The 19,507-nt window shown below is 74.9% G+C and carries 18 protein-coding genes; 8 read left to right on the forward strand and 10 right to left on the reverse strand.

The features are described 5' to 3' along the window. Positions 1-5: 5 nt before the first annotated feature. From IF43_RS0124300 to IF43_RS0124315, 4 genes are all read right to left on the reverse strand, one after another. The gene (locus tag IF43_RS0124300) at positions 6-944 is read right to left on the reverse strand and encodes a TIGR03619 family F420-dependent LLM class oxidoreductase (RefSeq protein ID WP_030204368.1); all 939 of its coding nucleotides are present in this window, start codon (positions 942-944) and stop codon (positions 6-8) included. A gap of 153 nt (positions 945-1,097) precedes the next feature. After that, complete coding sequence (locus tag IF43_RS0124305) at positions 1,098-1,778, reverse strand: hemerythrin domain-containing protein (protein WP_030204371.1); 681 nt, start codon at positions 1,776-1,778, stop codon at positions 1,098-1,100. Positions 1,779-1,829: 51 nt separating this feature from the next. Next, positions 1,830-3,041 carry an aromatic acid exporter family protein gene (locus tag IF43_RS0124310; protein ID WP_030204373.1) on the reverse strand — a complete coding sequence of 404 codons (1,212 nt, stop codon included), beginning with the start codon at positions 3,039-3,041 and terminating at the stop codon, positions 1,830-1,832. 94 nt (positions 3,042-3,135) lie between these two features. Further along, positions 3,136-3,645: a DinB family protein gene (locus IF43_RS0124315; protein WP_030204377.1), complete on the reverse strand. Its 510-nt coding sequence runs from the start codon at positions 3,643-3,645 to the stop codon at positions 3,136-3,138. A 141-nt stretch (positions 3,646-3,786) separates the two neighbouring features. On the opposite strand from IF43_RS0124315, the gene IF43_RS38260 reads away from it, so the two are divergent. Both IF43_RS38260 and IF43_RS0124330 read left to right on the forward strand, forming a co-directional pair. After that, entirely contained in the window at positions 3,787-4,791 is a 1,005-nt protein-coding gene (locus IF43_RS38260) for a hypothetical protein (RefSeq protein ID WP_158939478.1), read from the forward strand. Then, complete coding sequence (locus IF43_RS0124330; protein WP_030204382.1) at positions 4,788-5,585, forward strand: hypothetical protein; 798 nt, start codon at positions 4,788-4,790, stop codon at positions 5,583-5,585. Before IF43_RS38260 ends, IF43_RS0124330 begins: the two co-directional genes overlap by 4 nt. Before the next feature lie 27 nt (positions 5,586-5,612). Here IF43_RS0124330 and IF43_RS0124335 read toward each other — a convergent pair whose 3' ends face one another. Then, complete coding sequence (locus IF43_RS0124335) at positions 5,613-6,425, reverse strand: ABC transporter permease (protein ID WP_030204385.1); 813 nt, start codon at positions 6,423-6,425, stop codon at positions 5,613-5,615. Then, on the reverse strand, positions 6,422-7,432 hold the full coding sequence (locus IF43_RS0124340) for a daunorubicin resistance protein DrrA family ABC transporter ATP-binding protein (protein ID WP_030204386.1): 1,011 nt from the start codon (positions 7,430-7,432) through the stop codon (positions 6,422-6,424). Before IF43_RS0124340 ends, IF43_RS0124335 begins: the two co-directional genes overlap by 4 nt. Before the next feature lie 157 nt (positions 7,433-7,589). Here IF43_RS0124340 and IF43_RS0124345 point away from each other — a divergent pair, with 157 nt between their 5' ends. Both IF43_RS0124345 and IF43_RS43920 read left to right on the forward strand, forming a co-directional pair. Next, positions 7,590-8,825, forward strand: coding sequence for a serpin family protein (locus IF43_RS0124345; RefSeq protein ID WP_030204389.1), 1,236 nt, complete (start codon positions 7,590-7,592; stop codon positions 8,823-8,825). Further along, positions 8,822-9,001: a hypothetical protein gene (locus IF43_RS43920; protein ID WP_369405193.1), complete on the forward strand. Its 180-nt coding sequence runs from the start codon at positions 8,822-8,824 to the stop codon at positions 8,999-9,001. The genes IF43_RS0124345 and IF43_RS43920 overlap by 4 nt, the downstream gene beginning before the upstream one ends. Positions 9,002-9,016: 15 nt before the next feature. On the opposite strand, the gene IF43_RS0124350 is transcribed toward IF43_RS43920, so the two are convergent. Continuing rightward, on the reverse strand, positions 9,017-9,697 hold the full coding sequence (locus tag IF43_RS0124350) for a hypothetical protein (RefSeq protein ID WP_199922777.1): 681 nt from the start codon (positions 9,695-9,697) through the stop codon (positions 9,017-9,019). A 187-nt stretch (positions 9,698-9,884) separates the two neighbouring features. Between IF43_RS0124350 and IF43_RS0124355 the strand changes: the two genes are divergently transcribed. Beyond that, a complete protein-coding gene (locus tag IF43_RS0124355) occupies positions 9,885-10,154 on the forward strand; it encodes a hypothetical protein (RefSeq protein WP_030204394.1) in 270 nt (89 codons plus the stop codon). Between the two features lie 75 nt (positions 10,155-10,229). Here IF43_RS0124355 and IF43_RS0124360 read toward each other — a convergent pair whose 3' ends face one another. Next, a complete protein-coding gene (locus tag IF43_RS0124360) occupies positions 10,230-11,789 on the reverse strand; it encodes an alpha/beta hydrolase (RefSeq protein ID WP_063753388.1) in 1,560 nt (519 codons plus the stop codon). A 315-nt stretch (positions 11,790-12,104) separates the two neighbouring features. Between IF43_RS0124360 and fxsT the strand changes: the two genes are divergently transcribed. Next, on the forward strand, positions 12,105-14,534 hold the full coding sequence (gene fxsT, locus IF43_RS0124365) for an FxSxx-COOH system tetratricopeptide repeat protein (RefSeq protein WP_158939480.1): 2,430 nt from the start codon (positions 12,105-12,107) through the stop codon (positions 14,532-14,534). 123 nt (positions 14,535-14,657) lie between these two features. Here the strand turns inward: fxsT and IF43_RS38265 are convergent, their stop codons facing one another. Beyond that, entirely contained in the window at positions 14,658-15,095 is a 438-nt protein-coding gene (locus IF43_RS38265; RefSeq protein ID WP_051796004.1) for an SH3 domain-containing protein, read from the reverse strand. 284 nt (positions 15,096-15,379) lie between these two features. On the opposite strand from IF43_RS38265, the gene IF43_RS0124375 reads away from it, so the two are divergent. Both IF43_RS0124375 and IF43_RS0124380 read left to right on the forward strand, forming a co-directional pair. Further along, on the forward strand, positions 15,380-16,486 hold the full coding sequence (locus tag IF43_RS0124375; protein ID WP_030204400.1) for a nitrous oxide reductase family maturation protein NosD: 1,107 nt from the start codon (positions 15,380-15,382) through the stop codon (positions 16,484-16,486). A 118-nt stretch (positions 16,487-16,604) separates the two neighbouring features. Beyond that, the gene (locus IF43_RS0124380) at positions 16,605-17,657 is read left to right on the forward strand and encodes a methyltransferase (RefSeq protein WP_030204401.1); all 1,053 of its coding nucleotides are present in this window, start codon (positions 16,605-16,607) and stop codon (positions 17,655-17,657) included. 150 nt (positions 17,658-17,807) lie between these two features. Here the strand turns inward: IF43_RS0124380 and IF43_RS0124385 are convergent, their stop codons facing one another. Continuing rightward, positions 17,808-18,989: a SchA/CurD-like domain-containing protein gene (locus IF43_RS0124385; protein ID WP_030204402.1), complete on the reverse strand. Its 1,182-nt coding sequence runs from the start codon at positions 18,987-18,989 to the stop codon at positions 17,808-17,810. Positions 18,990-19,507: the final 518 nt, after the last annotated feature.

Genomic DNA, 19,507 nt, shown 5'->3' on the forward strand with positions numbered 1-19,507 from the left:
GGCCGTCACCGCAGGGGCGGCCGGTCCGGGGAGGGCCCGGCCAGTTCGGCCATGAACTCCGCCGCGAGGTCGAGGAACTGCTCGGGCGACTCCGTGGTCAGCTGGAGGTCCACGAGCACCTCGTCGCTCCCCGCCCGGCACATCGCCCGGAGGTGGTCGCAGATCTGGCGCACGGTCCCCGTGCGGTGGGTCTCCGCAGGGTCGGCCTCGGCGGTCGTGACCTCGGGGTTCACCCGGAACACCCGGCGCAGTCCGGCCGGGTCCCGCCCGGCCCGCTCGGCGGCCTCCGCGGCGACCGCCCAGAGGCCGTCGAACCAGGGCAGCGGCATCGAGGCGCCGAGCCAGCCGTCCGCGCGCCGGCCCACCCGCTCCAGCGCGGGCGGGGTGAAGCCGCCCAGCAGGACCGGCGGCCTGGGACCCTGGAGGGGTTTGGGGAGGACGGTCGACTCGGGGATCGTCCACAGCGGCCCGGTGTGGGCGACCGTGTCGGACCGCCACACGGCATCGAGGACGTCGAGGGTCTCCTCCAGCCGCGCGCCGCGGCCCTGCCAGGGGATCCCGGCGGCCTGGTACTCCTCGCGCATCCAGCCCAGCCCGAGGCCCACGTCCAGGCGTCCGCGGCTGATCAGGTCGAGGGTCGTCAGTGCCCGCGCGAGCACCAGCGGCGGCTGCCACAGCGCGTTGAGCGTGCTGCTGCCGAGGCGTACCCGCTCGGTGGCCGTGGCCGCCAGGCCCAGGGCGAGCAGCGGGTCGAGGTGGGTGGCGTACCGGACGGGCATCGGCTTGCCGCCGGGGTAGCCGTCGGGGGAGACGAGCGGGGCCAGGAGCCGGTCGGCCACCCAGAGGCTGTGGCAGCCCAGTGCCTCCAGCGCCGTGCACATCGCGGCGGTGCGGTCGGGATCGGCGAACGGGCCGAACTGGGGGACGGAGAATCCGATGCGCATCGGTGCGGGTACCTCGATCGGGGCGGGGACGGGACGGGGCGGGGACGGCACGGGGCAGGACGGCACGGGACCGGGCGGGGCGGGGCGGTCCGGAGGAGGAGGTGGGGATCCGGGAGCGGGGCCCGGGGAGGGCGGCCGGTCGCCGACGGCACGTCAAGAGGCGGCGTGCCGACCGCGGATCCGGTCGGTCTCGCGGCGGTACTGCCGCTGCCCGAGGAGCTTCCACAGCACGCGGGCGGGCAGGGGCAGACGGGCGAGGAACTCCTCGCGTTCCTCCGGCGGCGTGTCCTCCAGGATCGCGCCCAGGGCGATCATCAGCCGGTTGCGGGGCGTCTCGGCGAGGCCGCGTTCCCCCACCGCACGCCACTGCTCCTCGTTCACGTGCAGGGCGACGAGCGGCATGACCTCCCGTTCCTCCTCGTCGAGGTGGGCGCACAGCTGACGGTGGTGCCTGCGCAGCGCCTCGGCGAGTTCGTCACGGTCCTCGGGCAGGGCCCGCGCCTCCCAGCGGTCCATGAGCCCCTGGACCGCGGCGATCCCGTCGGAGAGCTCGCGGTGCTGCGCCTCCATCGCGAGGACCTGCTCGGCGTCGAGGTCCAGGTGGCGCAGCAGCACCGGCCAGAGCACCTCGTCCTCGCCGGTGTGGTGGGCGTGCAGCCCGACGGAGTACTGCCGCCAGTGCTCGGCGAGGACCCCGGAGCGCGCCGTGTCGGCGGGCCGCACGTCCTGGACGAGTTCGGCCAGCAGGCGCGACTCGCGGCGGAACACCTGGTGGATCATCGCCATCTCGCGGGTGTAGGGGTGGGTGGGGGAGTCTGTGTTGCTCGAAGTCATGGCACCAGTCTTCGGAACCCTGTTGCAGGGCACTTGCACACGACTTGCGCGTCACGACGGGCGGCCGGACCGGACCCGCCGCACCGCCGCCCGGACCCGGCGGCCCCGCTCGTACCGCAGCCGCGAGTGCCGGTCGAGCTCCTCCAGCAGCCGCTGCGAGCGCTTGTCCACGTCGAGCTCGTCCAGCACCCGGTCCGCGTCCGCGAGCAGCGCCCCGTGCAGCTGCCACTGCGCGGGCGCGCCCCGCACCTGGTCCAGCAGCAGGTCCGCCAGCAGGTCCCGGCTCCGGCGGGCCATCCGCAGCTCGGCCGTCAGCCGCCGCTCCTGCTCCTCCGCGTTGGGGCTCACCTGGGCGGTGACCAGCCGCGAGAAGCTGTGCACGGCCAGCGCCATGTGGCCGAACAGGTCCTGCACCGCCCGGGTCACCGGGGGAGAGAACAGCGGCTCCTCCTCCGTACGGGCCTTCGCCAGGTCCGTCAGCGCCCGGGCCGACACGCGCAGCACCACGGCGCAGATCTCCAGGGTGTCCAGCCCGGTGCGCAGCACCAGCCGGAACATCAGCCCCTCGCGGACCCGCGGGTTCATCCGCAGACTGTCCTCGGCCTGCCGCAGTGCCGCGTCCACGCCGGCGATGTCGTTGTCCAGGCGCCGTGCCTCGTGCAGGCGGGAGGCGGCCTCCGCGACGGTGGTCCGCCCGCTCAGCTCCTCCACCATGCCCGTCATCAACGCGGCCATCCGGGTCGCCAGGTCGTCGATCGCCCGGCTGGCCGGCTCGACCCACACGGGCGGCGCGACCAGCAGGTTGAACAGCAGGCCGACCACCGCCCCGATGACCGTCTCCAGTACCCGGTCCCAGGCCGTGGCGCCCACCTGGGTCACCCCCAGCACCAGCATCGCGCTGATCGCGACCTCCGGGACGAACTCGTCGACCCGCACCAGGTGTCCGACCAGCAACGACGCCAGGATGATCAGCCCGAGGCTCCACCAGGTCAGCCCGACCAGCGCACTGAAGCCGATGGCGATCAGTACGCCCGCCACCACCGAGTTGACCCGCCGCACGCTGGTGGTGACCGTGGCGTACAGGGTCACCTGGACGACGAGCAGGGCCGTCAGCGGCGCGGTCAGCGGGGCCGGCTCGTTGCTGAGCTGCAGCGCCACGACGTACGACACCACGGCGGCCCCGGTCGAACGGACGCTCTGGACCACCACCGGATTGCGGCGGGCGCGCCGCAGCTTGCTGAGGACAGCGGGTTGTTCGGACATGCCTACGCCCTTTCCCCACCCACCCCGTCCGATCACATGCGACCCGCCGGCCCCGTCCGCCCCGCCGGCCTTTTCGGGCCCGTGGCCCCGCCGGTCAGCGCCGCCCGAGCACGCCCCGGACGTACGCGGCCTGGCCGGCGTGCTGCAGGTCGTCGGAGAGCACGCTGACCAGCCGCACACCCAGCGTCACGGGCGGGTCCCACGCGGTGTCCACCACCCGCTCCAGGTCGGCCGCGGTCAACGATCGCAGGTACCCGACCGACCGGTCGTGCACGGCGTCGTAGTACCCGAGCAGCAGCTCCGCCGACTCCACCCGCACCTGGCCGACCTGGTGCGCGGTCTGTCCGTACCCGGTGGCCCCGCGCGACACTGACAGCCCGAACCGGTCGTACCAGCCCTCGGCCGTCCACACCTGCTCCTGCCCGGCGACGTCGGCGACGTGGTCGTCCTGGATGCGGGTGAGGTGCCAGAGCAGCCAGGTGATGGAGTTGGCGCCGGGGTCGACCCGGGCGTTGAGCTCCTCGGCCCCGAGTCCCTCGGCGGCGCCGTGCACCACCTCCCGGATCCGGCTCCAGCCGTCCAGCAGGATGTCCGTGGCCTTCATCCGCGCCTCCTTCGCCCGGTACGGCGGCCCCGGACCACCACTGTGCCGCCTGCGGGCCCGCTCCGCCCGCCGACGGCCCGGCGCAGGAGCGCGCGGGGCCGCCCGCGGGCACGGGCGATGCGGGGTGCGGCCGGCGGAGCGATGGTGGTGGTTGTGGACGTCGCCGCGGTGACCGAGGAGCTGTTCGGGCTGCGCCCCGCCGAGTTCACGGCCGCGCGGGACGCGTACGTGGCCCGGGCCCGCCGGGAGCGGGACACCGACGCCGCCCGTGCCCTCGGCCGGCTGCGTCGGCCGACCCTCGCCCTGTGGGCAGCGAACCTGCTCGTCCGGGCCCGTCCCGACCGGGCCCGGGACCTGGTGCGGCTCGGGGCCGAGCTGCGGGCCGCGCACCGGGAGCTGGACGGTGCCCGGCTGCGGACCCTTTCCCACGAGCAGCACGCGCTGGTCGCCGAGCTGGCCGCGGAAGCCGCCCGACTGGTGGCGGCGCGCGGCGAGCGCGCCGCGCCGGGCCTGCGGGAGGACACCGGCCGGATCCTCCTCGGACTGCTCGCCGACGAGGCGGCCGGCCGGGACTGGGCCGACCGCCGGCTGACCGCGGCGCCCGCCCCGCGGACGGGCTTCGAGGGCCTGGAACCCGCCCCGGGCGCCCTGCCACCGCCCGCCCCGGTGCGTACCCGGCCCGCCCCCGCCCCGAAGCGGTCCGCCGAGACGGCCGACGCCCCTGTCCGGTCGGCCGAGACGGCCGACGCCCCTGTCCGGTCGGCCGAGACGGCCGACGCCCCTGTCCGGTCCGTCCGGGAGCGCGCGGCCCGTGAGCGCGCGGGCCGTGAGCGCGCCGCGCGGCTCGCCGCCGCCCGCCGGGTCCGGGACGGGGCCGAGGAGGAGCTGCGGCGCGCCCGTGCCGCCCTGGCGGACGCCGCCGACGCACGTCGGGCCACCCGGGCGGAGGCGGCCGCCCTGCGCAGCGAACTCGACGCCCTCAGGACGCGCCTCGCGGCGGCCGAGGCGGCCGCCGACTCGGCGGAGGCCGGGCACCGCCGGGCCCGACAGGAGCTGCGCCGGGCCGACCGGGCCGCCGAGGAGGCCGCCGCCGACCTCCGCGCCGCCGAGCGCGACGCGCCGTCCGGGCCCACGCTGGAGGCATGAGTACCCAGAGCCGTCGGGCAGCGCGCGAGGGCATCGCGGGTCTCCTGGAGAGCCCAGTCGTGGGCATGGCCCCCTGGATCATCTTCGGCATCCTCTCCGGCCCCGGCCGCTTCGAGGTCTCGGTGGGCATCGCCCTCGCCGTGGCGGTCGTCCTGGTCGCGGCGGGCCGGTGGGCGCACCCCGGCAGCTCCTGGAAGCTGCTGGAGCTCGCCGACCTCGTCTTCTTCACCGGGCTGGCGATCATCGGCGCGGTGGCGGACGACCGCACCCTCCGGTGGTTGGAGACCTACTCCGGGGAGGTCTCCAACCTCGCGCTGGTCGCCATCGCCTTCGGATCCATGGCCGTACGCCGCCCCTTCACCCTCGCCTACGCCCGGGAACAGACCGACCCCTCCGTGTGGGACACCCCGCAGTTCCTCCGGGCCAACCAGGTCATCACCGGCGTCTGGGGCCTGGCCTTCCTGGTCGGAGCCCTCACGGGCGGCTACGGAGACCTCGTCCTGCACGATCCCGACAACCTCTGGACCGCCTGGATCATCCCGGTCCTCGCGCTGATCGCGGCCGTGCGGTTCACCCTCTGGTACCCCGAGGCCCTCCGCGCCCGCGCCCAGAGGGACGCCGGCCGGCCGGGCCCGGAGCCGCCGGGCCTGAACGCCCTGCTGGCACCCCTGGCCGGCCTGCTCGTACCGGTCGGGGCCCTCGTCCTGATCTTCGAGGACGGCCTGTGGTGGCTGGGCGTCGGCCTCGTCGTCGCGGGCGTCCTGGCAACCAAGGCCCTGCACACGGCCACCTGACGGCAGGGGCCGCGCGTGCGGCGTGCCTCACCCGGTGTGCGACCGGTACGCCCGCATCGCGAGCGGCATGAAGACCGCGGCGATGCCCGCCGCCCAGACCAGGGACCACATGATCGCCCCACCCGGCGGGGTGCCGAGCAGCAGGGCCCGGACGCCGTCCGACAGGTGCGTGACCGGGTTGATGTTCACCCACGCCTGCAGCCACCCGGGCATCGTGTCCACCCGGACGAACGCGCTGCTCGTGAACGTGATCGGGAAGATGAAGGTGAACGCGAAGACCTGCACCTTCTCGGCGTCCCCGGCGAGCATCCCGGTCAGGACGGCCGTCCACGCCATGGCGGCGGCGAACACCATCAGCAGCAGGGCCGCGCCGAGGAGGCCGGTCACGCCGCCGGTGACCCGGAAGCCCAGCAGGGTGCCCAGGCCGATCATCAGCAGCATCGCCCACAGCTGCTTGGCGAGGTCGGCGGCTATCCGCCCGAACAGCGGGGCGGAGCGGGCGATCGGCAGGCTGCGCAGCCGGTCGAACACGCCCTTCGTCAGGTCCGTGTTCAGCGCCATGGCGGTGTACATGCTCATGAACAGGGTGTTCTGGACGATGATCCCCGCGAGCGCGTACTGCAGGTAGTCCTGCGGGGAGCCCGCCATCTGCCCGCCGAAGACGTACGTGAACAGGAACACGAACATGATGGGCGTGATGCTGTAGTCCACCAGCTCCAGCGGGTTGTGCTTCACCGAGACGAGGCTGCGCCAGGCCAGCGTGGCGGTCTGGCGCAGGGCCGCCAGCACCCCCACCCGGCCGCCGCGACCCGCGGAGTACGGGAGCGTCGTGGCCGTCATGACGCCCTCCCCGCCGCCGCGTACCGGTCGTCGTCACCGGCATCCGGTGCGCCGCCGTCCGGCTCCCCGCCCGTCGGCCGCGCGCGGTGGCCGGTCAGCGCCATGAAGACCTCGTCCAGCGACGAGCGGCGCAGCGTCAGTTCGCCGACCGCGATGCCGGCCTGGTCCAGCCGCCGCACCACGCCGGGCATGATCGCCGGATCGTTGACCGGGGCGATGACCCCGTCGCCCTCGATCGCGGCCTGCGGTCCGGCCTCCCGCGCGACCAGCGCGTGGGCCTCCGGGAGATCGGCAGGGCGGACCGGCCGCAACTGCAGCACCTGGCCGCCCACCTGGGACTTCAACGCGTCGGGGGTGCCGTGGGCGATCACCCGCCCCTTGTCGATCACGACGATGCCGTCCGCCAGCCGGTCGGCCTCGTCCAGGTACTGGGTGGTGAGCAGCGTGGTCATGCCCTCCGCGACCAGGCCGCGCAGCATGTCCCACACCTCGCCGCGACTGTGCGGGTCGAGTCCGGTGGTCGGCTCGTCGAGGAACAGGATCCGCGGCCGCCCGACCAGGCTGGCCGCCAGGTCCAGCCGGCGCCGCATGCCGCCGGAGTACGTCTTGGCGGCCCGGCCCGCTGCGTCGGACAGGTGGAACCGCTCGAGCAGCTCGCCCGAGCGGGCCCGCGCCGCGGCCCGCGACATGCCCAGCAGCCGGCCGATCATGACCAGGTTCTCGGTACCCGTCATGTTCTCGTCCACCGCCGCGTACTGCCCGGTCAGGCCGATCAGCGACCGGACCAGCCGCGCCTCCCGCACGACGTCGTGCCCGCCCACCTCGGCACGCCCTGCGTCCGGGGTCAGCAGCGTCGCGAAGACGCGGACCGCGGTCGTCTTCCCCGCGCCGTTCGGCCCGAGCAGCCCCAGCACGGTCCCGGCCGGGACCTCGAGGTCCACCCCGGCCAGCGCGCGGGTCTCCTTGAACCGCTTGGCCAGGCCCTCGGCCCGGATCGCGTACGTCATGGGATCACCCCGTTCCTCGCGGACGGCGGAAGCAGTCCCCTCCACTGTGACCCACACCACTGACAGCGGCTCGTCCCGCCCGGACCAGTGACGTCACCGGGGCGCCGCCCCGGCAAAATCGGATGGCCGTTCGGCGCCGAGCACTTAACCTCCCGGCATGAGGATCACGACGGTACGCGCGGTCAACCGGCTCACCACCCGATGGGCGCAGGCCGCGGTCGACGGGGAGCAGGGCACGGTCCTGACGGCCGCCGGCCTCTGGCCGCTGCTCGCCCTGCTCGCCGACGGCGCGGCGGGCCCGGCCCGCAAGGAGTTGGCGGAGGCGCTCGGCCTGCCGGCGGACCGGGCGGCCGGCGCGGCCGGAGAACTGCTGGCCGGGCTGGGCCGCGTGCCCGGCCTGGCGGCGGCCACCGGGGTCTGGACGAGCGCGGACCTGCCGTTGCAGCCGGGCTGGACGGCCCGGCTTCCCGGCGGGACCCGGGGCACGCTCACCGGTGACGCCGAGGCCGACCGCACGGCGCTGGACGGCTGGGCCGCGGACCGGACCGGCGGGCTCGTCGACCGCGTGCCCGTGCCGCTCGACGCGGCACCGCCCATGGTGCTGGCCTCGGCCCTGGCGCTGCGACTGCGCTGGATCCGACCGTTCGTGGCCGTCGGGGACGAGCTCTACGAGGGTCCCTGGGCGGGGCGCGAGGTCGTGAAGCTCCTGCGCAGTACCTCGCTCCTGCACCGGGTGCGGGTCGCCGAGGCCGCGTGCGGCCCGGTGACCCTGCTGGAGGTCGTCGGGGACGGGGGCGTCGACGTCCACCTGGCCCTCGGCGCACCCGGGACCCGGCCGGGGGAGGTGCTCGAGGGCGCGGTCGCCGCCGTCACCCGGGCCGTCGGGTCGGTCGACGGTTTCGCCCTGCCCGTGGGGGCACCCGGCCCCGGCCTCACGGTCGGCACCCGGTTCTCGTACCGGCCCGGACCCCGGCTCGACATCGAGACGGTGGCCTTCTCGGTCGACGCCGACCACGATCTGATGGAACGTCGCGGCCTGTTCGGCCTGGAGACGGCGTCCGACACCGGCTTCGGGCACTTCCCCGGCATCAGCGACAGCCCGCTGGCCGTCGGCTCGGCGGGCCAGACCGCGGTCGCCCGGTTCCACGCGGAGGGCTTCGAGGCGGCCGCCGTCACGGCGGTGGGGATGGCCGTCGGCGCGGCCGCGTCCCCGCCCCCGTACCGGACCCGCCGGATCGAGGTCTCCTTCGACCGCCCGTTCGGCTTCCTCGCCGTGCACCGCACCTCGCGCCTCGTCCTCGCCGCCGGCTGGGTCACCGACTCGGTGCCGTACGAGCGGACGGACGACGACCTCTGGGACGACGACTTCGACGACGACTTCGACGACCACTGACGACGTCCACGACCGGACAGCGTGGCCGTGGGTCCGACGGCTCCCGCGTCCACGTCAGCAACTTCGACGCGGACACCCTGTCCGTCATCGACACTGCGACGGCCCGCGCGACGGACACGGTGGCCGTCGGCGACGGGCCGACCGGCGTGGCGGCGGCGCGGGGAAGGCGGCCCTGACCCGGGGCCCGCACCTCATTCGTCTCCGTCTCCGTCCCCGTCCCCGTCCTCGAGTTCGAGTTCGTACAGGTCCTGGAGCTCCAGCCCGTCGGCGCCCAGTGCGGTGTTCTCCGCGTGCTCGCGCATCCGCGGGCCGTACTCCGGGTCCTCGGCGAGCGAGGTGTACGTGTCGAAGTCCAGATCGACGACTTCCGCCAGGTCGGCGAGGTACACGTCCAGACCGGGGTACATCACGGCGACGTACGGCAGGTCGTCGATGTCGGTGACCAGCACCGGGTACTCGCCCGTGGAGTCCGGCGAGCCCAGGTAGAGGAGCCGGCGCGAGTCGCTGCCGCCGACGAGCGGCAGGCACACCGCGGGCAACAGCCTCTCGAACTCGGTGAACGAGTCGACCATGGGGCCGCCCCCGCCGTACATCCACTCCGCCGTCGCGCCCAGCCCCCGGTCCCCGAACACCGGCGCGTGCGGGTCCTCGTACCAGCCGACGGACGAGAACCAGGAGCTGTCGAACGCCAACCACCGCCGCAGGCTCGGCGGCAGCGGCCGCCCGCCGGGCAGTCTGAGCCGGTCTATCACCTCGGGCGCGAGCGGTACCGGTTCGGTCACGTCGGGCGCGTCCGTCGTGGGCCAGCCGTGTTCCCTGACCCGCTCGATCACCCGGTCGACCAGTGCCGCGCCGTGCATGTTCTCGTTCATGCGCCGCACTGTGCCAGACGCCACCGACAACACCCGCACGGGGCCGCCCGTCGTGACGGCGCCGGCCACCGCCTGCCTGTGGACGGGGGGACCGCCGGCGCGGCCTCCTGCGCGGGAGCCCCGCCCCGGGCCGCGGCCGACCCTTCCTCCACGGGGCGTTGTCGGTACCGGATGGCAGGCTGGACCCATGGACGAGCGGATCATGCGCGGACGGGTGTACGGGGCGGACCACGACGACCCGGAAGCCGGCCTGCGCCCAGGACACGCCTACGTGGAGCTGGTCGGCGGCCCGCTCGACGGCCTCCTCCTCGACGTCACGGGATGGACGGAGGCCGACCGGGCCGAGGGTGCCCTCCTGCCCACCGAGATAGGCCGCTTCGGCCCCGGCGGCCGCTCCGCGTACGGCCCCCGGGCAGGGGTGCCGGGCCGGTTCGACTGGCGCGGCGACCTCAGGTAGGGGCGGCGCCCCGTCGACGGGCCCGGGGGACCGGTCGACGGGGCGCGGACCGGGGTCGGCGCGTACGGGGGCCGGCTACGGTGCCGGCGTCGCCGGGCAGGTCGCGTCCGCGGCCGGCAGCCGACCGGTCAGCAGGTAGCGGCTGCCGTGGCGGTCCATGCAGTCGTTCCCGGCGAACAGGAACTGGCCGTGGTTGCCCCCGCCCGCGACGACCAGCCGGGACCCGCCCAGCGCCCCGTGCATGCGGCGCGCCCCCGCGACCGGGGTCGCCGGGTCGTCCTGCGCCTGGAGCAGCAGGACCGGCGGCACCTTCACCGAGCCGATCTTCACGGGCCGGGCCGTCGGGGCCTTCCAGTAGGCGCAGGGCGCGCTGTACCAGGTGTTCAGCCAGGCGAACAGCGGCGCCTTGCGCGCCGAGGCCGCCGTGTCCCGGTGCCAGGTCGCCCAGTCGCGCGGCCACGCGTCGTCCACGCAGTTGTACGCGAGCTGCGCCGCGGCCACCCCGCCGAGGGCCAACTGGTCAGTGGCGCCGAGCAGACGGTCCGCCGCGCCGCGCCGGTAGTCGGAGACGGCCTGCGCCACGTCGCCCCACGTGAGGTCCGTGTACATGGCGGACGCGAGCAGGTCGTCGAGCTCGGCGGAGCCCGCCCGGCCCCCGGCCGGCCGGGCGGCCAGCCTGCCCCGGACGGCGTCCCAGGCGGCCGACACCTTCGCCGGAGTGGCACCCAGGTGGTACGTGCCGTCCTTCGCCGCGACCCAGGCGAAGAACTGCCCGGCCCGGTGCTGCAGCGCCGGGTTCTGGTCGAACTGCGAGGCGTACGTGGTGACGGTCGGGTCGACCACGCTGTCCAGGACCATGCGGCCGGTGCGCGCGGGGAAGAGCGTGGCGTACGTGGCGCCGAGCCGCGTCCCGTACGAGTACCCGAGGTAGTCCAGCCGGTCGCGGTGGAGTGCGGCCCGGATCCGGTCCAGGTCGCGGGCCGCGTTCTCGGTGGTCATGTACGGCAGCAGGTCCCCGGAGGCGGCCCGGCACTGCTCGGCGACCTTCCGCGCCACGGTGCGCCGCGCCCGTTCCTGGGCCGCGTCCGCGGGCGCGTACGGCAGCGCCGGGTGCTTGGTCAGCGTGCGGGTGTCCCCGCACGAGACGGGGGTGCTGGCGCCCACCCCGCGCGGGTCGAAGCTGACGACGTTGTACATGGAGCCCAGGTTCGCCGGCATGGAGCCCCACACCAGCTTCTCGGTGCCGATGCCGGGCTCGCCCGGCCCGCCGGGGTTCACCACGAGGGTGCGCGGGGCGTTCCCGGTGCCGGCGATCGACAGGGTCAGCGTGATCTGGCGGCCGTTCGGCCGGGCGTAGTCCAGGGGCACCTTGAGCGTGGAGCAGTACGTGCCCCGCGGCGCTTCGGACCCCGCCGGACACGCGGTCCACAGGAGGGCCCCGGGCCCGGGGGTCGCAGGGGGCGCCGTCGCGGTCCGCGCCGCAGGGGCCGGCGGGGAAGGGGCCGACGCGGCGGTGGCCGGCGGGCCGGCGGCCGGGGTCGCGCCGGCCGCCTGCGGTCCGGCCAGCGCGACCAGGCCGAGCGCGGTCGCGACGGCCGCACCGCGTCGTACGAGGGGAGGGGTCAGGACGGGCACGTGCTCCTGCTTTCGGTGGATCCACCACGGACGGAAGGCAAGAGGGGACGGAGCGTCAAAAGGTTGTCCCGTCCGCAGGGTTACCGCCCGGCACGGCGCGCGCCTGCGCAACGCTGGACGCGGCCCCCGTGGCGAGGCGAGCGGGAGCGGCCGAAGCCGCGCGCTGCCGTTTCGGAGACGGTGCGCGGCGGCGTGACGCATGCTGGGAGCGGCGGCGTCGTGGGGCTGGGGGTCGGTGTGAACGGTGGCAGGCGTGCGCGGGCGGGTTCCGTCGTCAGTGGGTTCGCAGCGGCGGCGGCCTGCGCGCTGGGTGTGGTGACGAACTACGCCGCGAGCGCCGTGCCGGACTGGGCCTCCCGTCCGCCGGTCGTGTGGTCGGTCTTCGGTGCGCTGGCCGTGGGTGCGGTCGTCCTGGAGCTGGTCGGCCGCCGTCTGGGCGCCGTCGAGTCCGCGCGGAGCGCCGCGCAGGTGGGTCCGTGGCCGGTGAGGCGACCGCCGGTCGCCGGCATGGCCTCCCTGCGCGCGCCCCAGGGCTCGGGCGCGGTCCGAGGCCGTGACGGCGAACTGGCCGCCCTGCGGCGGCTGCTGGCCCGACCCCAGGGCCGGTACGCCGTGGTGTGCGGGGTCGGCGGCATCGGCAAGACCACGTTGGCCGCCGCCCTGGCGGACGTCGCACGCGGGGAAGCGCGGAGGGTGTTCTGGATCCGCTGGCGTGCCCCGGACGAGCTGGCCGAGCAGATGATCCGCGTTGCGCTGGCCTGCGGCCTTCCCGATGCCCGGCTCGAGGAGGCCCGGGCGGGACGCGTCGCGCTGCCGGACGTGGTGTGGGAGCAGTTGGAGCGCACCCCCGCCTGGCTCCTGGTCCTCGACAACGTCGACACCCCGCAGGCCGTCGGTCCTGACGGCGAGGACGTCGCCTCCTACCGGGGGTGGATCCGGCCCGGCGGCCGGGGCCTGCTGCTGGTCACCAGCCGGAACGCCGATGCCGCGGTGTGGGGCGCGCGAGCCGTCCTCCACCGCGTCGCCCCGCTGGAGCCCGCGGCCGGCAGCCAGGTCCTCAGGGACGCGGCACCCGGCGCGGGGACCGCCGACGAGGCACGGGCACTGGCGGAGCGGCTGGGGGGCCTGCCCCTGGCGCTCCACGCCGTGGGCCGCTACCTGGGCGCCCCCGGCAGCCGCCACCGCAGCTTCACCGCCTACACCGCCGCCCTCGACACACAGCTGGGCACTCTGCTCGGCGCCACGCAGCTCCGGGCGACCGACCCGGCCGTCGGGCGGACCCTCGTACGCCACACGTGGGAGCTGTCCCTCGACCAGCTCGCCGCCGACGGTACCCCCCTTGCACGGTCGGTGCTGCGACTGCTGGCCCTCCTGGCGCCCGCCCCCGTCCCCGTCCGCCTCCTCACCCCGGAACTCGTCACCGAAGCCACGGAGCAGCAGACGGGCGTGACCGAGGTCGAGGCCGCGCTCAACGGCCTCCACACCTACGGACTCGTGGACACGCCCACGGGCCACGACGGGCAGCCCGTCCTCGGACAGGTCCTCCTGCACCCCCTCGTACGCGAGATCACCGCCCACATCCACGCCACCGAATCCGAGGCCCGCGACCGCTACCGGCAGGCCCTCGTGGGGTGCCTGGTCGATGCGGCCCGGGCCACAGGTGCTCGGGCCGCCGACTGGGACGGGGCCCGCCTCCTCGCCCCCCACCTCCTCGTCGCCGCGGCGGACACCGCCAACGAGGACGACCGCGACCTCGCCGACGCCGTCGACCACGTCGGCCGGTCCCTCAGCGCTGCGGGCGACTACGGCAGTGCACTCCAACTACGCCAAGCCGCGCACGAGATCACTGCCCGCTCCCTGGGCCCTGACCATTCCGACACCCTGAACAGCCGCAACGACCTCGCCAACGCGCTCGACCTCTTCGGCCGGCACCAGGAGGCGGCCGACCTCCACCAGCAGGTCTTCACCGCCCGTGAACGCATCCTCGGCCCCGAACACCCCGACACGCTGCTCAGCCGCAGCAACCTCGCCAACGCGCTGGACCACCTCGGTCGACACCAGGAGGCGGCCGACCACCACCGGCACATCCTGGCCACCCGCGAGCGCGTCCTCGGCACCGATCACGTGCACACCCTGCACAGCCGCAACAACCTCGGCCTCGCACTCGGCTACCTCGGCGAGCACCAGGCCGCGGCCGAGCTGCACCGGGAGGCGCTGTCGGGGTACGAACGCGTCCTCGGCGCCGACCATCCCGACAGCCTGAACAGCCGCAACAACCTCGCGCTCGCGCTCGACGACCTCGGCCGGCACCGGGAAGCGGCCGATCTTCACCAGCAGGTCCACACCGCGTACGCGCGGGTCCTCGGCCCCGATCACCCGGACACCCTGAACAGTCGCGACAACCTCGGCCTCGCACTCGGCCACCTCGGCCACCACCAGGACGCGGCCGACCTCCACCGTCAGGTGGTCGCCGCCTTCGAACGCCTCCTCGGACCGGCGCACCCCAGCACCCTGACCAGCCGCAACAACCTGGGCCTCGCGTTGGAGAACCTCGGGCACCACCGCGATGCCGCCGACCTCCACCGACAGGTCCTCGCCACCCGCGAACGCGTCCTCGGTCCCGATCACCCCCGCACCCTGGAGAGCCGCAACAACCTCGCAGCCGTGCTGCGGGCCGCGGGGCGCGCCGGCCGGGGGTCGGGGTCCAGGACGAGGCGTCGGTTCCTGAACGCCGGACGCCGTTGAGGCGTGTGCCGTCGCCCTGCCGGTGCGCCTCGCCGCACGGGACGGGCGGCTGCGGCCGCAGCCCCGCCGCCGCGAGCGCGGCCGTGGCGCGGCGCAACTGCCCGTCGTGGGCGGCCCGCTGCGTCAGCGCGGCGGGCAGGGCTTCACGGGGGCGAGGTTCTGCACGTAACGGGCCGAGACCCAGCGGCTCGTCGAGCCGACCAGGCGGTACCAGAGGTCGTTGCCGTCGACCTCGTCGCCGTAGTTCTTGCACACGAGCTCGATCCTGCTCCCCGACCGCAGGCTGCCCACGACCGGCGCGTGGACGAACGGCTTGCTGCGGACGTTGAGCTCGGACCGGGCGAGCACCCGGCCGACCGCGTACCCCTGACCGGACGAGCCGTCGGAGTCCTCGTCGTCGGCGGGCTGTTCGGCCCAGGGACCGTCGCCCGCGACGTGGCCCTTCGGCGCCGCGTCGGCGCGCGGCCCGTCGTCGGCCGCGGCGGCCGCGCCCCAGCCGGCGAGACCGAGCACGAGGCTCGCGGACGCCAGGACGACGACGGACCTGCGGGGCTTCGACATGGCCAACTCCTCTGCGAAGACGGTGAAGACATCGGTCCGGCCGCGCCGTCCGGCCCTGGGGGCGGGCGGGCGCCGGGTACGACTATCCCCAGGTCGGCGCCGGTCGCTCCGACGGCACGGCGCCGGTTAACCCGATCTGTCCAACGGACGTGACGGGCGGGGGGTGAACCGGAGCGGGCCGCTGGAGGGCGGCGGGGCGACCGTCCTCCGCCGGGCCCGGCATGACACGCCCCCCAATGGCCCATCGATCCGTCCCGCGGGCCGGGCGGCCTAGCGTGGTCGACATGAAGAGCCGTCACATCCTGTCCCTGGCATGCACCGCAGCCGCCTGCGGCTCGCTCCTCGGCGCGGCCCCACCGAGCACCGGCCCCCTGGTCCACGTCGTCCGGCCCGGCGAGTCGATCCAGCGCGCCGTCGACACCGCCCGCCCCGGGGACACCGTCCTGCTGGTCGGTGGCACCTACCGCGAGAGCGTCCGGGTGACCACGTCGGGGTTGACACTGCGCGGCCTGGGCCCCCGTACCGTGCTCGAACCGGCGGTTCCGCCGGCCGCCGTACCGCCCGCGTCGCCGCCCGCGGCCACGGCCGCCGCGCGGGCGGCCGACAGCTGCGCCCTCGCCGGGAACGGCATCTGCGTCGAGGGCGCCGACGGGCGTCCCGTGTCCCGCACCACGATCACCGGGCTGGTCCTCTCCGGCTTCGCCAAGAACGGCCTGTGGGCCTCCGGGACGGACCGGCTGACCGTGCGCGGGGTGACCGCCCGGAACAACGGGCAGTGGGGCATCGCCCAGGAGCACTCCACCCGGGGCGTCTTCGTGGGCAACGTCGCCACCGGCAACGGCGACGCGGGGCTCTTCCTCGCCAACACCGTCAAGACCGAGGGCGGCGCCACGGACACCGGCGGCGCGCTGGTCGCCCGGAACCGGCTGCAGGGAAACCGCATCGGCGTGACCGTCCGGCGGCTGCGCAACCTCACGGTCGAGCGCAACGACATCACGGGCAACTGCGCCGGGGTCTTCGTCGTCGGCGACGAGACGCCCCCGCGGGCCGGCGACCTGACCGTACGGGCCAACCGCGTCGTGGCGAACAACAAGTACTGCCCGAAGACCGCCCGGCTGCCGTTCCTGCAGGGCGTCGGAGTGGTCCTGACCGGGGCCGAGGACACCCAGGTCACCGGGAACCTGATCACGGACAACGTCGGCACCTCCCCGCTGTCCGGCGGGGTCGTGCTCCTCAAGAGCTTCGTCGGCGTCACCAACGAGCGGAACCGGATCACCGGCAACACGCTGCGCAGCAACGCCCCGGCCGACCTCGTCGACACCGACGCGGGCCGCGACAACGTCTTCCGGGACAACGCGTGCGCGGCGTCCCGGCCGGCGGGCCTGTGCTGACCCCTCCGGCCCCGCACCCGGCCCCGCACCCGGCCCCGTACGCGGACCCGAGTACGGCCCCGCACCCTCCGGCCCCGCACCCGAACACCCCCCGATCCAGCACGACGAAAGGCCGCACATGACGACGACCGCGCGCACCACCGAGCCGGCAGCGGGCGCGGCACCCCCGCCGTCCATGCGGCTGCGGGAGCTCGTGTTCGGGGCGGCCTGCGCCGCCGCCCTCCGCTCGGCGGTCCGGCTCGGTGTCGCCGACGCCCTCGGCGACACCCCCATGGCCGTCGAGGACCTCGCCGCCGCGGTGAAGACCGAACCCAAGCCGCTGCGCCGCCTGCTGCGGGCCCTGACCTGCTACGGCGTCTTCACGGAACACGCCGACGGGGCGTTCGGGCACACCGACATGTCCCGGCTGCTGCGGGAGGACGACCCGCACAGCCTGCGCGCCATCGCCCTGTGGTGCACGGAGCCCTGGACCTGGGACGCCTGGCCGCGCCTCGACGAGGCGGTGCGCACCGGCCGCAACGTCGTCGAGGACCTGTACGGCAAGGAGTTCTTCACCTACCTGAACGAGGACGCGCCGGAGTCGGCCGACGTGTTCAACCGCGCCATGACGACGTCGAGCCGGCAGTCCGCCCACGACGTCGCCGAGTTCCTCGACCTGTCCAGCTGCTCGTCGGTCGCCGACATCGGCGGCGGCCAGGGCTTCGTGGTGGCGAGCCTGCTGGAGAAGTACCCGTCCATGCACGGCACCCTGCTCGACCTCCCACGGGTGGTCGAGAACGCCGATCCGCGGCTGCGCCCCGGCGGCGCACTGGCGGAGCGGGTGCGCATCGTGCCCGGGGACTGCCGCGTGGCCGTCCCGGTACGGGCGGACGTGTACGTCATCAAGAACATCCTGGAGTGGGACGAGGACAGCACCGCCCGCACCCTGCACAACGTCATCGAGGCGGGCGGGCCCACCGCGCGCGTCGTGGTCATCGAGAACCTGGTCGACGACACGCCGTCGATGAGGTTCAGCACGGCCATGGACCTGCTCCTGCTCCTCAACGTCGGTGGCGCCAAGCACACCACCCGCAGCATGGTCTCCCTGCTCACCTCGGCCGGCCTGGCCGTGGGGGACGTCCGTCCCGTGAACCCGTACCTCCACGCGTTCGACTGCACCGTGGCGCCGTGACCCCTGCCGGCCGGCCGCTCGTACGACCGGTCACCGGACGCGGTGCCCGTCCCCGTACGAGCGGGCGCCGTCCCCCGTACGAGCGGTCGCCGGGCTCCCGCGGCGACCGCGGGGGCCCGGCGACCGCCGGTCGGAGGTACCGCCCACCCGTCAGACGTCCGGCGACCGCCGGTCGGTGATGAGCCGCATCCGTGCGGTGTCGAGGAAGCGGGCCAGGTCGGCCGGACCGAGCCGTGCGGGGTCGACGGGGCCGGCGGGGTCGGTGTCGAACAGCGTCGTCAGCTCCGCCGCCCGCACCGGGTCGGGCAGGCCCAGGCACACGACCGGGTCCGCCGCCTCGAGTTCGCCGCGCACGTCGATCATGCGCACCACGGTCTCGTCGCGCTGGAAGATCGTGCTGCGCAGCACCGGGCTGCCGGGGTCCTCCGCGGCCGCCACGTCCTGCCAGGCCAGCAGCTCCGCCAGGCGCATGCCGTGCTCCGGCCGGGCCGGGTAGTGCAGGGCGTACCGGCGCACCGGGGCGCCCGCCCCCTCCGCACCGGCGGTCTGACCGGCCGCCACGTGGTGGAGGGCGGGCAGGGCCGCCCGGGTGAAGAACACCCGTGCGCTACCGGGGTCGTCGAGGTCCCGGTCCTGCTCCAGGTACGGATTGATGGCCTCCTCGACGGCCCGTACCTCCGGCTGCCGGGCCACGTACCGCAGTGCCGCCATCAGGTCGCCCTTGACCTCGACGGCCCGTACGACCCGGTTGCCGTGCATGAACAGCGAGGTGCGGCACAGCCGCGTGGAGTCGTCGACCCGGGGCTCGGGGGAGGCGTAGTCGGCGAGGATCCGTGCGACGGCCTCCTCGCTGCCGGGCCTGACCGTGAACGTCAGGGCGTGCCGGACCACCCCGTCCCCGATGCGCGGGAACGTCTGCAGGCGGCGGGCCTCCGCCGGAACCCCCGCGGCCGGGCCGCCGGTCTCCCGTACCACGTGGAAGCGCAGGGACCTCGTGTCGCGGACGCAGCCGTGCAGCGGCTGCACCATGCGGACGTGCTGCTCGCTGTTGATCCAGGAGAGGAACGGCGGCGCGCTCTCCCACTCGCTCGTGATGAGCCATTGGGAGGGGTTCTCGATCGACTGGCACAGCTGGTCGCTGATGTGCCCGGGCACGGACGCGACATGGGTGGAGAGCTGCTCGTACGCCTCCAGGAACTGCTGCTGCGCGCCGTCGTACACGTGCACCATCAGGACGACGCGGAGCCTGGAGCCGTCGAACACGGACTGGGAGACACGCTGCGACATGCGCCGCCGCAGCGATTCTGGATCACGTTCGGACGTTGTGGTCATCCTGCGCACATCTCCTTGCCGCGGGGGCGCCATGGGTCGGCCCGGCCACGATCGAGTGCCGGCTGCTTCGGGATCGGCCCGGGTCGGAGCGGTTCGCGCCGGCCGGGCCCGAGATGAAGAGGCTCTCTGCCAGGAGCAAGAGGGAGCAGCGAGCCCTACACGTGAGCGTGCCCGAGGACGGCGCATCGCGCATGCCCAGGCGGTCCGACCGCGTACGCCGGGCGGCCCCGCGCCCGAACCCCCGCCCGCCGTACGCCCGCCCCCGCACCGGGCGGCCGCCGGGGTGCCGGCCCCGCGGCGGGGTCTCAGCCGGTGCCCTCCGTCCGGGGGAAGCGTGGCGCGGCCCCCGGTGACGGACCGGGTGCGCGTTCGTGCGCGATCCGGCGGGGTTTCGAGCATGTATTGACATGTCTGCGTCGACTGCGCTGCACTGGTGCCCGCCGCCACCACCCCTGTCGTCCCGACCCGTCTGGGGAACCCATGCGACCGATCGGACTCCTCGTCGCCGCGGTCTGCGC

Source organism: Streptomyces sp. NRRL S-87, assembly GCF_000719335.1.
GTDB lineage: Bacteria > Actinomycetota > Actinomycetes > Streptomycetales > Streptomycetaceae > Streptomyces.